The following is a 13,544-nucleotide window of genomic DNA, read 5'->3' on the forward strand; positions in this document are numbered from 1 at the left end:
TGTGACATATGGACGTGAAACGTCACACCACGCAGACCGCGGGATCTTCCGCGCTCGCGGACACCCGTAACCGGCAGACGGCGACGCGAGTGGCCGATGACGTGCTGCTCGACGCCGCGCGCACCTGCGTGCTGGCCGTCGGTGTGCGCCGCACCACACTCGCCGAAATCGCCCGCACCGCCCGCGTCAGCCGGATGACGGTCTACCGTCGCTTCCCGGACGTGCGCAGCGTGCTCGCCGCGTTGATGACGCGCGAGTTCAGCGGCTTGCTGCGCACGGCGAGCGAACGCGGCGCCGAGGCGGCGGACAGCCGTGAGCGGCTCGTGCTCATCGCCTCGGCCGGCATCCGCGCGCTGTCGAACGACCCGCTGTTCCGCACGCTGCTCGACGTCGACCCCGAGCTGGTGCTGCCGTACATCGTGGAGCGGCTCGGCGCGACCCAGCGGTTCGCCGAGCAGGTGCTGCACCAGCTGCTGGAAGCCGGCCACCAGGACGGCTCGGTCCGGCGCGCGCCGGTCGCGGCGCAGGCCCGGTCGGTGCTGCTACTGGTCCAGTCCTTCGCGTTCTCGCTGCGGCCGGCCACGATGGACCTCGACCCGGCGGCGCTGATGGCGGAGTTCACCCACGTGCTCGACGCGGCCTTGAAACCATGACGTCCGGTTCGCTCAACGCGCGGCGCCGCGAACGCGAGCTCGCGGAACTGGCGTCGGGCGAGCGCGTCGACGTCATCGTGGTCGGCGGCGGCGTCACGGGCGCCGGGATCGCGCTCGACGCGGCGTCCCGCGGTTTGTCGGTGGCGCTCGTCGAGGCACACGACCTCGCCTTCGGGACGTCACGCTGGTCGTCGAAGCTCGTCCACGGCGGACTGCGGTACCTGGCGCACGGCGAACTGGGCTTGGCGCACGAGAGCGCGGTCGAGCGCGGCATCATGATGACGCGCACGGCGCCACACCTCACGCGCGCGATGCCGCAGCTGTTCCCGTTGTACCCCAGCACATCCCGGACGCAGCAGGCGCTGGTGTCGGCGGGCTTGCGCGCGGGCGACGGCCTCCGCCGAGCCGCGCGCACGCCGTCGTCGGTGCTGCCGCGCCCCCGCACGATCCCGGCCGCCGAAGCGTTGGCCCTGGCGCCCGGGTTGTCCCCTTCCGGCTTGCGCGGAGCCTTGCTGGCGTACGACGGCGCTCTTGTCGACGACGCTCGCCTGGTGGTTTCCCTGGCCCGAACAGCCGCGACGTTCGGAGCACGCATCCTCACCCGGCTGTCGGCGCTCTCGGTGACAGCCGACCACGTCCGCGTCCGCGACGGCGTTTCGGGCGACGAGCTGGACCTGGTCGCCCGCCAGGTGATCAACGCGACGGGCGTCTGGGCCGGCACGCTGACCGGCTCGGTCCGCCTGCGCCCATCGCGCGGTTCGCACCTGGTGCTGGCGCCGGGAACAGTCCCGATGGGCACGACGTCGATCAACATCGGCGTGCCGGGCGAGACCAACCGGTTCGTGTTCCTGCTCCCCCAGCCGGACGGCCGCGTCTACTTGGGACTGACGGACGAGCCCGTTTCGGGTCCGTTGCCGGACGTGCCAACGGTTCCCGAGTCCGATGTGGACTTCCTGCTGTCACTGGCGTCGTCGGTCCTGTCACGCCCCCTGACCCGCGCTGACATCGCGGGCTCATACGCCGGCCTGCGCCCGCTGATCGAGGGCACGGGGGGCCGATCGGCGGACCTGTCCCGCAAACACGCGGTGCTGGCGGGTTCCGACGGCCTGCTGACGGTGGTGGGCGGCAAGCTCACGACGTACCGGCGCATGGCGGAAGACGCGGTCGACGCGGCGGTGCGACTGGCCGGGCTGTCGGCTTCGCCTTGCCGAACGGCCAGACTTCCGTTGCTGGGCGCGGCCCGCCGCGAGGATCTGTCCCTTGTGGACGCCCCGGCCCGCTTGGTGGCCAAGTACGGCACGGAGGCCCCCCGGGTCGCGGCACTGGGCGAGCTGGACGCGGAGTTCGCGGCACCGGTATCGCCGGGCACGGAGATCACGGCGGCGGAGATCGTCTGGGCGGTCCGCAACGAGGGCGCGTTGGACATCGAGGATGTGCTGGAACGCCGGACCCGCTTGGCCCTGGTCCCAGCGGACGCCGCCGCGGCGACCCCACGAGTGGCCGAACTGGTCGACAAAGCCCTGGCCGGCCTGGCCTGACGCCGAGACGGCACTTTCACGTGAAAGTGCCGCTTGGCGGCGGAGAGCACGCGACCAGGCGAACCGACCGCTGCTCACTCCACCCGCGCCCCGGCTACTAGCCGTTGATGGAGGTTTCGGGACGTTGAACGTCCCGAAACCTCCATCGTCAGAAGCAGTCATCCGCGAACGATCGCGTCGGCCCTCCGACGCGGCCGTGGCAACACCGCGGCTGCGGACCCGTCGACAGTCTCGCCCCAAGCGGCACTTTTACGTGAAAGTGCCGCTCGAATCCCGGCAGCCCCACCACGAACGTGCCAGCTAAGCGCCCACCACCCGGCCTGCCCCCACCCCAGGAACCCGCCAGCCGCGCCGCCGTTGAACTCGCCGGCCACGCCCGCCGCCCAAAAGCAGCCCCCGCCCTCTCCGGGGGACCGGCCCCGCTTCCAGCGTATCGGCACCCCCAGACAAACCCCGCGAAAAGCCTTCGCCGAGGCCGAGCTGTCCACATCACAAACGGGCTGTGGACAAGCAGGCTTGATGTTCTCTTAGGTTGACGAGTCGTTGGGTTTTTGCAACAGTACGTTTCATGAGTCCGGTCAGACGCGGCAAGGAGCTGCCGATCCACAACCGGCTTCCCGTGCTTCGTGCGGAGCGGGGGATGAGCCGGGCCGCGTTGGCGAACGCCGTCGAAGTGAACCCGCAGACCATCGGGGCGCTCGAGCGCGGCGATCACTATCCGAGCCTGGACCTGGCCTTCCGGATCTGCGCGGTGTTCGACCTGCCGGTCGAAGCGGTGTTCAGCCGCGAGCCGTTCCTGCCACTGTCCACCCAGGTTTACCGCGAGGGGGGAGCATGACCATGATCGAACAGCAGGGTCGGCTGGCGGCCTACTGGGAACGTCAGCTCGACAAGATGGACGAACGCGAACTGCGGCACGCCCAGCGGCTGCCGGGCTGGCGCGACCGGCGGCACCGGCGCGCGCTGGCCGGGGTGCTGGTCGTTGCCGACCTCGTGCTCGTCGGCAGCGCGGCCGTCTTCACCTTGGTCTCGCCGTGGCTGTACTTCGGCCTCTGGACGGGCTCGCTGCTGGCCGGCGGAGCCGCCTTCACGCTGCTGAAGATCCTGACCGGCCGGATGAGCGGGAGCTTCTCCCGGCTGCTGGACGAGCGCGAACGCGAGTGGCGCCACCGCGTCACCTACATCGGCTACCTGGCGCTCGTCGCGCTGATGCTGGTCGCGATGTTCTACACCCTGGTCGTCGCCGGGCAGGCCGAGGGCGCGTTCCGCGGCGTGATGATGATGTCCGCGCTGCTGGTCACCGGCACCACGGTCCCGCCCGTCGTGCTGGGCTGGTCGCTCCCGGACGACGACCCCGAGGATTTCGAAGAGGGGGACACACATGAGTGAGGGGAACCTGGAGATCGACGCGATCTCCAAGCGCTACGGCGCGAAAGTGGCGCTCGACGGCGTCACGTTCGACGTCCGCGCCGGGGAGCTGTTCGGCTTCGTCGGCAGCAACGGCGCGGGCAAGACCACGACGATGCGGATCGCACTGGGGGTGCTGGCCGCGGACGGCGGCGAGGTCCGCTTCGACGGCAAGCCGATCACGCACGAAACCCGCACGCACATCGGCTACATGCCGGAGGAACGCGGGCTGTACCCGAAGATGAAGGTGCTGGACCAGCTCGTCTACCTCGCCGAGCTGCACGGCCTCACCACGAACGAAGCCCACCGCAACGCCGAAACCTGGATCACCCGGCTCGGGCTGGCCGAGCGCCGCAAGGACGAGGTGCAGAAGCTCAGCCTCGGCAACCAGCAGCGCGTCCAGCTGGCCGCGGCGCTCGTGCACGACCCGGCCGTGCTGGTGCTCGACGAGCCGTTCTCCGGCCTCGACCCGCTGGCCGTCGACGTGATGAGCGCGGTGCTGCGCGAGAAGGCCGCGGCCGGCGTGCCGGTCGTGTTCTCCAGCCACCAGCTCGACCTCGTCGGACGGCTCTGCGACCGCGTCGGGATCATCCGCAACGGCCGGATGGTCGCCGTCGGCACCGTCGGCGAGCTGACCGCCGAAGCCGGCAGCAAGCTCGTGGTGACGGCGCCGGGTGCGCGTCCCGGCTGGGCCGCGAGCCTGCCCGGCGTGCGCGTGCTGGAGGAACGCGACACGACCACCGTGCTCGGCCTCGAACCGAGCGCCGACGACCAGGCCGTGCTCGCCGCGGCGTTGTCGACCGGGCCGGTCACCGAGTTCAGCCATCGCCGCCGCACACTGACGGAGCTGTTCCGCGACGCCGTCTCTCAGAACGACACAGCGGACAAGGGGGAGCCACGATGAGGACGCTGAGTGGCCGGCGGGCCGTCTGGCTCGTGATGAAGCGTGAGCTGAACACGCGGCTGCGCACCCGCTCGTTCGTGATCGGCACCGTCGTGATGCTGGTGCTGCTGCTGGGTTACGTCGGGTTCCAGACGGCGCTGGCCGGGGCGGCGGACAAGCGCACGGTCGGGCTGACCGGGCAGGCCATCGGGATCGCCCAGCAGCTGCAGACCAAGGCGGCGCAGTCGGGCCAGCAGATCTCGACGGTCATCGTCACCGATCCCGCCGAGGGCAAGCAGAAGGTCGAGGACGGCGACTTCGACGCGCTCGTCTCGGGCAGCGCGGCGAAGCTGACCGCCACCTACAAGTCCTCTTTGGACACCAGCCTGCGCACGGTGCTCGACCAGGTCGCGCAGCAGCAGGTGCTCGACGGCGTCCTCTCGGCCGCGCAGCTCGAACCCGCCGACGTGATGGCGCAGGTCAACGGCACCCACGTGCAGGACGACGCGCTGTCGCCGGAGCCCGCCGACCACACGGAACGGCTCATCCTCGGCGTGATCGTCGCGTTCCTGCTCTACATCAGCATCATCACCTACGGCATGATGGTCGCCCAGGGCGTCGTCGAGGAGAAGTCGAGCCGGGTCGTGGAGATCCTGCTCGCCAGCGTTCGGCCGTGGCAGCTGTTGCTGGGCAAGGTGATCGGGCTCGGCCTGGTCGGCCTGACGCAGCTCGTCATCCTCACCGTCGCCGGGCTGATCGCGGCGACGGCGACCGGCGTGCTCTCCCTGACCGGCTTCGCGACCGGCGCGTTGCTGTGGGGCCTGCTCTGGTACCTGCTCGGGTTCCTGTTGTACGCCACGATCTACGGCGCGCTCGGCTCACTCGTGTCGCGGCAGGAGGACACGCAGTCCGTGGTCGGGCCGATCAACGTCGTGCTGATCATCGGGTTCGTCTCCGGGTTCAACCTGCTCCTGCAGGACCCGGACGGCACGGCGACCAAGGTCGTCTCGCTGATCCCGCTGCTCTCGCCGATCCTGATGCCGGCCCGGATCGCGACCGGCGCCGCGACGGGCTGGGAGATCGGGCTGTCGCTCGGGTTGACCGTCGCGCTGGTCGCGCTGCTCACCTGGCTGGGCGGCAAGATCTACGGCAACAGCGTGCTGCGCATCGGCAGCCGCATCAAGCTGTCGGAGGCCCTGCGCGGCTGACCGGTCGTGAGTGTTTAGGGCGGTTCTAACCGCCCTAAACACTCACGAGGTGATCGCGCCGTACCGCTCCAAGGACACCTGGCGCTCGTGGGCGTGGTCGACCATCGGCTCCGGGTAGTCCGCGGGGCGGTCCTTCAGCTTGTGGACCGCTTTCCCTTGCACCGGACGCAGCTCCGGCACGTACTTGCGGACGTAGTCGCCGTTCGGGTCGAACTTCTCGCCCTGCGTCGTCGGGTTGAAGATCCGGAAGTACGGCGCCGCGTCGGTGCCGCTGCCCGCGACCCACTGCCAGTTCAGCTGGTTCGACGCGAGGTCGCCGTCCACGAGGTGGTTCATGAAGTGCCGCGCGCCCTGCCACCACGGCAGGTGCAGGTCCTTCACCAGGAAGCTCGCGACGACCATCCGGACGCGGTTGTGCATCCAGCCTTCGGCCAGCAGCTGCCGCATCCCGGCGTCGACGATCGGGTAGCCCGTCTTCCCGGCGCACCACCGGTCGAAGGCCTCGCGGTCGTCGTCGTGGCTCATCTTGTCGAAGCGCTTGTCGTAGTTCTTGCGCGCGGTTTCCGGGCGGTGCCACAGGACGTCGGCGTGGAACTCGCGCCAGCACAGCTCGCTGCGCAACGACTTCGCGCCGACGCGGTCGTCACCGGCGAGGTCCGCCAGCAGCGTCCGCGGGTGGACGCACCCCCAGCGCAGGTACGGCGAAATCCGCGTGGTGCCTTCACGATCCGGCCGGTCGCGGTCCTCGTCGTAGGTGTCGACGCCGCCGTCGAGGAAGGCGTGCCAGACGTCCAGCGCGGCCTGCTCCCCCGGTTCGGGCAGCACCGCGGACACGCGCGGCGGCTTGGGGATCTTCAACGACTTCGGCGGCTCGACCCAGTCCACAAGGGACGGTCCGGTGTCCGCGGGCGCGCGCCAGCCGTGCGCGGTCCAGGCGCGGAAGAACGGCGTGAAGACGCGGTACGGGTCGCCGTCCGGCTTGGTGACACGCCCGGGCGCCACCGCGTACGGCGAGCCCGTCTCCACCCAGTCGATGTTGTTCTCCGCCAAGGCCTTCGCGACCTCGGCGTCCCGGCGCCGGCCGTACGGGCCGGTGTCGGCGCTGACGTGCACCGCGGACGCGCCGATCTTGCGCGCGGCCCGGACCACTTCGGCCGCCGGGTCGCCGCGCACCAGCATCAGCCGGCCGCCGAGCTGCTCGTCGAGCTTCTCCAGGCAGCCGTAGAGGAACGCCGTCCGCGCGTCACCGGACGGCTTGAGCAGCGCCTCGTCGAGCACGTACAGCGCGAGCACGTGCTTGCTGTGCTTCGACGCCTCGAGCAGTGCGGCGTGGTCGCCGAGGCGCAGGTCGCGGCGGAACCACAGGACGACGGGTGCTTCTTTGGTCACGCCGGACAACGATAAACGCCCCGCCGTGCCAGTGCACGACGGGGCGTTTATCAGGGTCAGAAAGCTCAGCGCTCCGACATCGGGGTGTAGTCCCGCGACGCGTGGCCGGTGTAGATCTGCCGCGGGCGGCCGATCTTGGTGGCCGGGTCGTTGATCATCTCGCGCCAGTGCGCGATCCAGCCCGGCAGGCGGCCGAGCGCGAACAGCACCGTGAAGAACTTCGTCGGGAAGCCCAGCGCCCGGTAGATCAGGCCGGTGTAGAAGTCCACGTTCGGGTACAGCTTGCGCGAAACGAAGTAATCGTCCGAAAGCGCGGTTTCCTCGAGCTTCTTGGCGATGTCGAGCAGCTGGTCGCCGCCCTTCAGCTTGCCGAGGATCTCGTCGGCGGTGTTCTTGATGATCTTCGCGCGCGGGTCGTAGTTCTTGTAGACCCGGTGCCCGAAGCCCATCAGCTTCACGCCCTTTTCCTTGTTCTTCACCCGCTCGACGAACTTGGCGACGTCACCGCCGTCGTTCTTGATGCCCTCGAGCATGTCGAGCACCGCGGCGTTCGCACCGCCGTGCAGCGGGCCGAACAGCGCGTTGATGCCGGCCGAGATCGAGGCGAACAGGTTCGCCTCGGACGAGCCGACCAGGCGCACGGTCGAGGTCGAGCAGTTCTGCTCGTGGTCGGCGTGCAGGATGAACAGCAGGTCGAGCGCCTTCGCGACGTCCGGGTCGACCTCGTACGGCTCGGCCGGGAAGCCGAACGTCATGCGGAGGAAGTTCTCGACCAGGCCGAGCGAGTTGTCCGGGTACAGCAGCGGCTGGCCCACGGACTTCTTGTACGCGTACGCGGCCAGGGTCGGGACCTTGGCGAGCAAGCGGATGGTGGACAGCTCGACGTTCGGTTCGTCGAACGGGTTGAGCGAGTCCTGGTAGAACGTCGACAGCGCGGACACGGCGCTGGACAGCACCGGCATCGGGTGCGCGTCGCGCGGGAAGCCGCTGAAGAACGCCTTGAGGTCTTCGTGCAGCAGCGTGTGGCGCTGTATCTTCTGGGTGAAGTCGGAAAGCTGGGCTTCGGTCGGCAGTTCACCGTAGATCAGCAGGTAGGAGACCTCGATGAAGGTCGACTTCTCGGCCAGCTGCTCGATCGGGTAACCCCGGTAGCGGAGGATGCCGGCGTCGCCGTCGATGTAGGCGATGGCCGACGACGCGGCGCCGGTGTTGACGAAACCGGGGTCGTAGGTGATGTACCCCGTCTGCGCCAGCAGCTTCCCCAGTTCGATCCCGGGCGCGCCCTCGACCGGGTGGACGATCTTGAATTCGTGCTCGCCACTCGGAAGGCTCAGCTTCGCGGTTTCGCCGCCGGACTGCCCCGCAGTCGTCGCGTCGGACATGCAAGTCCCTCTCACGTTGGGCACGGGACGGCGGCGCCTGTAGGTTCCACAGGTAGCCACGTGTTCACGCGAGGAAACACTGGCGCCTCGCTGCACACCGCCCCGCTGGGGTATGAAGAATGCCCCTCTACGCTAGTCGAGAACCCCGGCACCGCGCAGCGGTGACGTTGCCCCTGGTACCCGCTTTGGGACCAGGTTCACACGGTGGATGCCATATCGGCCGATGTGGGCGGCTCCGCGCCACTGCGCGACACGGTGATCGAGGCGGCTTTCGCGGCGAAGGTGAGGGCTTCGCGCCACGCGTCCGCGTCCAGGGAGGCCAGGTCCGAGACCTCGCGGGTGGTCAGCCAGGCCAGCAGCGCCCCCTGCACGGTGTCGCCGGCGCCGATGGTGTCGACCACCGTGACCTTGCGCGACGGCACGTGGGCCACCTCACCTGCGGCGGTGATCACCGCGACGCCGTCGGCGCCCCGGGTGAGCACGACCGCGTCCACACCGGACTCGACCCACGTCTTCGCGGCGGCTACCGGGTCGGCGCCTTCGGTGAGCCACGCGGTGTCGTCGTCGGAGATCTTCAGCAACCGGACGTCCGGCAGCCACGACGCGAACCGGGCGCGGTAGGCGGCCGGATCGGTGATCAGCGCTTCGCGGATGTTCGGGTCGAGCACGGTCAGCACGCCACGGGCGGCCTCGCGCCGCAGCATCGCCTCGTACGCCGACGCGCCGGGCTCGAGGACCATGCCGAGCGTGCCGAGCGAAAGCGCGGTGACCTGCTTCGGCAGCGCGCCGGGGTCGGCGACGAGCCGATCCGCCGTGCCTTCGACGTAGAACGTGTAGTGCGCGGCGCCCTTCGCGTCGAGCGCGACGACGGCCAGCGTCGTCGGCTCGTCGCCGCGTTGCAGCAGCGACGTGTCGACGTCGGACGCGTGCAGCCGCTCGACCATCGCCTCGCCGAAGCGGTCGGTGGACACCCGCGACAGGAACGCCGCCGGCACGCCGAGCCGGCCCGCGGCCAGCGCGACGTTGTACGGCCCGCCGCCCAGGCGCGGCAGCAGCGCGCGCAGCCCACCGTCCACAGTGGAGTCCAGGGGGTCACCCGGGACGAGGTCTACGAGAGCTTCTCCGCCTACGACGATCACGCGGCGAGTTTAGAGGAGATTCAGCTGACAATTCCTGTCCGCTATTTGTTCAGCCCGCCGAGCAACAGCTCACCCAGCGCGGTGAACGCTTCGGCGTCCGACACCTCGGTGCGCTGGGCGAGCACGCCGGTCTGGATGCCCTCGACGATCAGCCCGGTCATCTCGGCGATGAGGCGGGCGTGGACGTCGCGGAAGACGCCGTCGGCGACGCCCTTGTCGATGAACGCGTGGATCCGCTGCGCCGCGAACCGGCTGTTGACCTGGTAGGTCTCGCGCGCCGGGGCGAACTCGGCGATGTCGCGCATGAAGGTCGCCGACGCGCGATTCAGGTGCTCGGCGACGCCGGCCAGGTACTCGCCGATGAGCTTGGGCGCGTCGTCGATCCCGGCGATCCGCTCCTCGATGCGCGCCGCGGCGCCGCGGAAGAACTGGGCGACGACCTTGACGGCGAGCTGCTCCTTGCTGGGCGCGAGCGCGTAGAGCGTCGACTTCGAGCAGCGCAGGCGGGCGGCGATGTCGTCCAGGGTGAAGGCGGCGAAACCCTCCGCGAGGAAGAGGGCCTCGAGGTCGGCGAGCAGGGCGCGCTGCCTCGCGGTGGGCCTGCGACTGGCTTCCATCGGACCACTATCTCCTACGTCTCACGACCACCCCGGGCTCGTCGTACTGTACTCTCAACAGACCCACAGTACTGTTTTCAGTACCGTTGTCTGGGAGGACGACCATGCCTGCCGAACGCCTGCTGCCCGATTCGGACGCCGAAGACCTGGTCGCGCTGGCGACCGAGATCGCCCGCGACGAGCTGGCACCCCGCGCGGCCGAGGCCGAGGAGGCCGAGCGGTTCCCGCGCGAGCAGTTCCGGCTGCTCGGCAAGTCCGGCCTGCTGGGGCTGCCGTACGCGGAGCGCTGGGGCGGCGGCGACGTGCCGTACGAGGTGTACCTGCAGGTCCTGGAGGAGATCGCGGCCGCGTGGATGACGGTCGGCGTCGGGCTCTCGGTGCACACGATGTCCTGCTACGGCCTGGCCAACTGGGGCACGGACGAGCAGCGTGACGAGTGGCTGCCGGACATGCTCGAAGGGGGTTTGCTCGGCGCGTACGCGTTGTCGGAGACGCAGGCGGGCTCGGACGCGGCCGCGTTGTCGACCCGCGCGCGGCTCGACGGCTCGGACTACGTCGTCAACGGCACGAAGGCGTGGATCACCCACGCCGGCGTCGCGGACTTCTACACGACGATGGTCCGCACGAGCGAGCAGGACATCTCCTGCCTGCTGGTCGACGGCTCGACGCCCGGCCTCTCGGCGGCGGCGCGCGAACGGAAGATGGGCCTCACGGGCTCCCCGACGGCCCAGCTGAACTTCGACAACGCCGTGGTGCCGGCTTCGCGGCTCATCGGCGCGGAGGGGCAGGGACTTCGGATCGCCTTGTCGTCCTTGAGTTCGGGACGCCTGGGTATCGCGGCGTGCGCGGTGGGCCTGGCGCAGGCGGCGCTGGACGAGGCGGTCACCTACGCGAAGGGCCGCTCGCAGTTCGGCCGTCCGATCATCGACTTCCAGGGCGTCGAGTTCCTGCTGGCCGACATGGCGGCGACGGTCGAGTCGTCGCGCGCGACGTACCTGGACGCGGCCCGGCGACGCGACCGCGGGATGCCGTTCCAGCGGCAGGCGTCGATCGCCAAGCTGGTCGCCACGGACGGCGCGATGAAGGTGACGACGGACGCCGTCCAGGTCCTCGGCGGGGCCGGTTACACGCGCGACTTCCCGGTGGAGCGGTACATGCGGGAGGCGAAGGTCCCGCAGATCTTCGAAGGCACGAACCAGATCCAGCGCATGGTCATCGCCCGCGAACTGAAGGCCTCGGCGTAGCCCGGCTACCCCGAACCCGCGTGATCCGAGCCGGAACTCGCGTGATCCGGGCCGTATCCGGCGTGATTGGGGCCGGAACTCGCGGTTCCGGCCCCAATCACGCGAGTTCCGGCCTCAATCACGCGAGTCGCGGCTTCGATCACGCGGGTTACGGGTTGTCGGCCGGGGGTCTTGTAGCCCGGTCCAGCGAAGGCTGTCGCACGGCCGGCACGGATACCGTTACCCCATGTCCGGCCGTCTGCTGTCCGTCGAGGAGTACCGAGCGCTCGGGGAAACCGACCGCGGTTTCACCGAACTGGTCGAAGGCCGGGTGGTGCCGTCACCCGGCGCCGGCCGGAGGCACAACATGGCCGCGTGCCGGCTGGCCGGACAGCTCGAACGGCAGTTGCCGCGCGATCTCGCCTTCGCCCTCGGCACGGACCTTGACCTGCAACTGGCACCGCACGGCGAGCCCGGCTTCTCCCGCCGCCCGGACCTGCTGGTCTTCGACCGGGCCGCGGTCGCGCGCGCCGGCGACCTGATCCGCGCCGACGAGGTGGCCGTGGTCGTCGAGATCGTGTCGCCGGGCTCCCGGCGCACCGACTACCGCGTCAAGCACGACGAGTACGCCGACGCCGGGATTCCGCACTACTGGATCGTCGACCTCGGCGAGCCGGTCTCGCTCGCCGCCTGCCGCGGCTACGTGGACGCTGCCGCGGTCACCGGGACCTTCGCGACCGACGTCCCGTTCCCGGTCAAGCTCGACCTCGACGCCCTGCTGTCGTGATGTGAATAGACGGACGACACGCTGGAACCGCCCGGTAACCGGCGTGTCGTCCGTCCGCTCTGGGGACGGTCAGCGGGACTCTCGGTACCGGCGGTCCGCCGATACGCCTTCGCCCAGCTGCTCGTCGAAGTGGTACACCTCGGCGCCGCGGACGAAGACCCGCAGGGCGCGGTTCATCACGTCCAGCGGGTCGCCGGACCAGAGGACGACGTCCGCGTCCAGGCCCGGCTTCAGCGAGCCGATCTGACTGTCCAGACCCAGCATCTCAGCTGGGTTGACAGTCAGCGACTTGAGGGCCGTGTGCGGGTCGAGGCCGTCCTTGACCGCGAGCGCCGCCTGGTAGACCAGGAAGTTGATCGGGATCACCGGGTGGTCCGTGGTGATCGCGATCTTGACGCCGGCGCGGGCCAGGATGCCCGCGGATCGCAGCGTGCGGTTGCGCAGCTCGACCTTGGACTTCGTGGTGAACAGCGGCCCGAGGATGACCGGGACGTCGCGCTCGGCGAGCAGGTCCGCGATCAGGTGGCCTTCGGTGCCGTGGTTGATCACGAGCTTGTAGCCGAACTCGTCGGCGAGGCGGATCGCCGTGACCATGTCGTCCGCGCGGTGGACGTGCTGGTCCCAGTACAGCTCGCCGTCGAGGACCTTGGCCAGGACCTCCTGGGTCAGGTCGACCTCGTGCGGCTTGCCCTCGGCGGCCGCGTGGTCGCGCTTCGCCTGGTAGTTGCGGGCCTTGGTGAACGCCTCGCGCAGGATCGCCGCGACGCCCAGCCGGGTCGACGGCGTCTGCTTCTTCTCGCCGTACACGCGCTTCGGGTTCTCGCCGAGCGCGCTCTTCACGCTGACGTGCTCCGCGAAGACCATGTCGAGGATGCTGCGGCCCCAGGTCTTGACGCCGATGGTCTGGCCACCGATCGGGTTGCCCGACCCGGGCTTGATGACGACGCTCGTGACGCCGCCGGCCAGCGCGTCGTCGAAGCCGGGCTCGTACGGGTCGATGCCGTCGATCGCGCGGAACCGGGCGCCGTTCGGGTCGGTCATCTCGTTGGTGTCGTTGCCGGACCAGCCCTCGCCGTCCTCGTGGACGCCGAGGTGCGCGTGGGCGTCGATGAAGCCGGGCAGCACCCAGGTGCCGGCCGCGTCGACCAGTTCGGCGTCCTCCGGGATGTCGACGTCGGCCTCCGTGCCGATCGCGACGATCTTGCCGTCGTCGATCAGGACCGTGCCGTTGTCGATGGGATCACCGTCGATGGGGACGACGTAGCCCCCGACAATTGCCTTCGCCATAGTTCGCCACGCTAACGAACTGGTCCGGGCA

At 69.8% G+C, this 13,544-nt stretch carries 13 protein-coding genes; 8 read left to right on the forward strand and 5 right to left on the reverse strand.

The annotated features are described in order from the left end of the window. Positions 1–89 precede the first annotated feature (89 nt). The 6 genes from OHS58_RS31940 (at position 90) to OHS58_RS31965 (ending at position 5,689) form a co-directional block, all read left to right on the forward strand. Complete coding sequence (locus tag OHS58_RS31940; RefSeq protein WP_247063704.1) at positions 90–653, forward strand: TetR/AcrR family transcriptional regulator; 564 nt, start codon at positions 90–92, stop codon at positions 651–653. Beyond that, entirely contained in the window at positions 650–2,191 is a 1,542-nt protein-coding gene (locus tag OHS58_RS31945; protein WP_328644975.1) for a glycerol-3-phosphate dehydrogenase/oxidase, read from the forward strand. The genes OHS58_RS31940 and OHS58_RS31945 overlap by 4 nt, the downstream gene beginning before the upstream one ends. Positions 2,192–2,759: 568 nt before the next feature. Further along, positions 2,760–3,029, forward strand: a complete 270-nt coding sequence (locus tag OHS58_RS31950; protein ID WP_247058337.1) for a helix-turn-helix transcriptional regulator — start codon at positions 2,760–2,762, stop codon at positions 3,027–3,029. After that, a complete protein-coding gene (locus OHS58_RS31955; protein ID WP_328644976.1) occupies positions 3,026–3,580 on the forward strand; it encodes a hypothetical protein in 555 nt (184 codons plus the stop codon). Before OHS58_RS31950 ends, OHS58_RS31955 begins: the two co-directional genes overlap by 4 nt. Next, entirely contained in the window at positions 3,573–4,502 is a 930-nt protein-coding gene (locus OHS58_RS31960; RefSeq protein WP_328644977.1) for an ABC transporter ATP-binding protein, read from the forward strand. The genes OHS58_RS31955 and OHS58_RS31960 overlap by 8 nt, the downstream gene beginning before the upstream one ends. After that, on the forward strand, positions 4,499–5,689 hold the full coding sequence (locus OHS58_RS31965) for an ABC transporter permease (protein WP_326957379.1): 1,191 nt from the start codon (positions 4,499–4,501) through the stop codon (positions 5,687–5,689). The genes OHS58_RS31960 and OHS58_RS31965 overlap by 4 nt, the downstream gene beginning before the upstream one ends. Before the next feature lie 42 nt (positions 5,690–5,731). Here the strand turns inward: OHS58_RS31965 and OHS58_RS31970 are convergent, their stop codons facing one another. From OHS58_RS31970 to OHS58_RS31985, 4 genes are all read right to left on the reverse strand, one after another. Next, positions 5,732–7,078: a cryptochrome/photolyase family protein gene (locus tag OHS58_RS31970; RefSeq protein WP_328644978.1), complete on the reverse strand. Its 1,347-nt coding sequence runs from the start codon at positions 7,076–7,078 to the stop codon at positions 5,732–5,734. Positions 7,079–7,143: 65 nt separating this feature from the next. Further along, a complete protein-coding gene (locus tag OHS58_RS31975) occupies positions 7,144–8,460 on the reverse strand; it encodes a citrate synthase (protein ID WP_326944651.1) in 1,317 nt (438 codons plus the stop codon). Between the two features lie 197 nt (positions 8,461–8,657). Then, positions 8,658–9,599, reverse strand: a complete 942-nt coding sequence (locus tag OHS58_RS31980) for a carbohydrate kinase family protein (protein ID WP_328644979.1) — start codon at positions 9,597–9,599, stop codon at positions 8,658–8,660. A 41-nt stretch (positions 9,600–9,640) separates the two neighbouring features. Continuing rightward, a complete protein-coding gene (locus OHS58_RS31985; protein WP_247058349.1) occupies positions 9,641–10,216 on the reverse strand; it encodes a TetR/AcrR family transcriptional regulator in 576 nt (191 codons plus the stop codon). 104 nt (positions 10,217–10,320) lie between these two features. Here OHS58_RS31985 and OHS58_RS31990 point away from each other — a divergent pair, with 104 nt between their 5' ends. Continuing rightward, positions 10,321–11,460, forward strand: coding sequence for an acyl-CoA dehydrogenase family protein (locus tag OHS58_RS31990; RefSeq protein WP_328644980.1), 1,140 nt, complete (start codon positions 10,321–10,323; stop codon positions 11,458–11,460). 226 nt (positions 11,461–11,686) lie between these two features. After that, positions 11,687–12,226 (forward strand): Uma2 family endonuclease, encoded by a 540-nt coding sequence (locus tag OHS58_RS31995; protein WP_328644981.1) that lies wholly within the window; start codon positions 11,687–11,689, stop codon positions 12,224–12,226. Positions 12,227–12,295: 69 nt separating this feature from the next. Here OHS58_RS31995 and OHS58_RS32000 read toward each other — a convergent pair whose 3' ends face one another. After that, positions 12,296–13,513: an amidohydrolase gene (locus tag OHS58_RS32000; RefSeq protein ID WP_326944655.1), complete on the reverse strand. Its 1,218-nt coding sequence runs from the start codon at positions 13,511–13,513 to the stop codon at positions 12,296–12,298. Positions 13,514–13,544 lie beyond the last annotated feature (31 nt).

The organism is Amycolatopsis sp. NBC_00348, assembly GCF_036114655.1.
Taxonomy (GTDB): Bacteria; Actinomycetota; Actinomycetes; order Mycobacteriales; family Pseudonocardiaceae; genus Amycolatopsis.

What these genes read in the sequence shown, in the direction of transcription:
- OHS58_RS31945 (WP_328644975.1), top strand. Translation starts at nt 650, where the DNA reads ATGACGTCCGGTTCGCTCAACGCGCGGCGCCGCGAACGCGAGCTCGCG.
- OHS58_RS31950 (WP_247058337.1), top strand. Translation starts at nt 2,760, where the DNA reads ATGAGTCCGGTCAGACGCGGCAAGGAGCTGCCGATCCACAACCGGCTT.
- OHS58_RS31955 (WP_328644976.1), top strand. Translation starts at nt 3,026, where the DNA reads ATGACCATGATCGAACAGCAGGGTCGGCTGGCGGCCTACTGGGAACGT.
- OHS58_RS31960 (WP_328644977.1), top strand. Translation starts at nt 3,573, where the DNA reads ATGAGTGAGGGGAACCTGGAGATCGACGCGATCTCCAAGCGCTACGGC.
- OHS58_RS31965 (WP_326957379.1), top strand. Translation starts at nt 4,499, where the DNA reads ATGAGGACGCTGAGTGGCCGGCGGGCCGTCTGGCTCGTGATGAAGCGT.
- OHS58_RS31975 (WP_326944651.1), bottom strand. Translation starts at nt 8,460, where the DNA reads ATGTCCGACGCGACGACTGCGGGGCAGTCCGGCGGCGAAACCGCGAAG.
- OHS58_RS31985 (WP_247058349.1), bottom strand. Translation starts at nt 10,216, where the DNA reads ATGGAAGCCAGTCGCAGGCCCACCGCGAGGCAGCGCGCCCTGCTCGCC.
- OHS58_RS31990 (WP_328644980.1), top strand. Translation starts at nt 10,321, where the DNA reads ATGCCTGCCGAACGCCTGCTGCCCGATTCGGACGCCGAAGACCTGGTC.
- OHS58_RS31995 (WP_328644981.1), top strand. Translation starts at nt 11,687, where the DNA reads ATGTCCGGCCGTCTGCTGTCCGTCGAGGAGTACCGAGCGCTCGGGGAA.
- OHS58_RS32000 (WP_326944655.1), bottom strand. Translation starts at nt 13,513, where the DNA reads ATGGCGAAGGCAATTGTCGGGGGCTACGTCGTCCCCATCGACGGTGAT.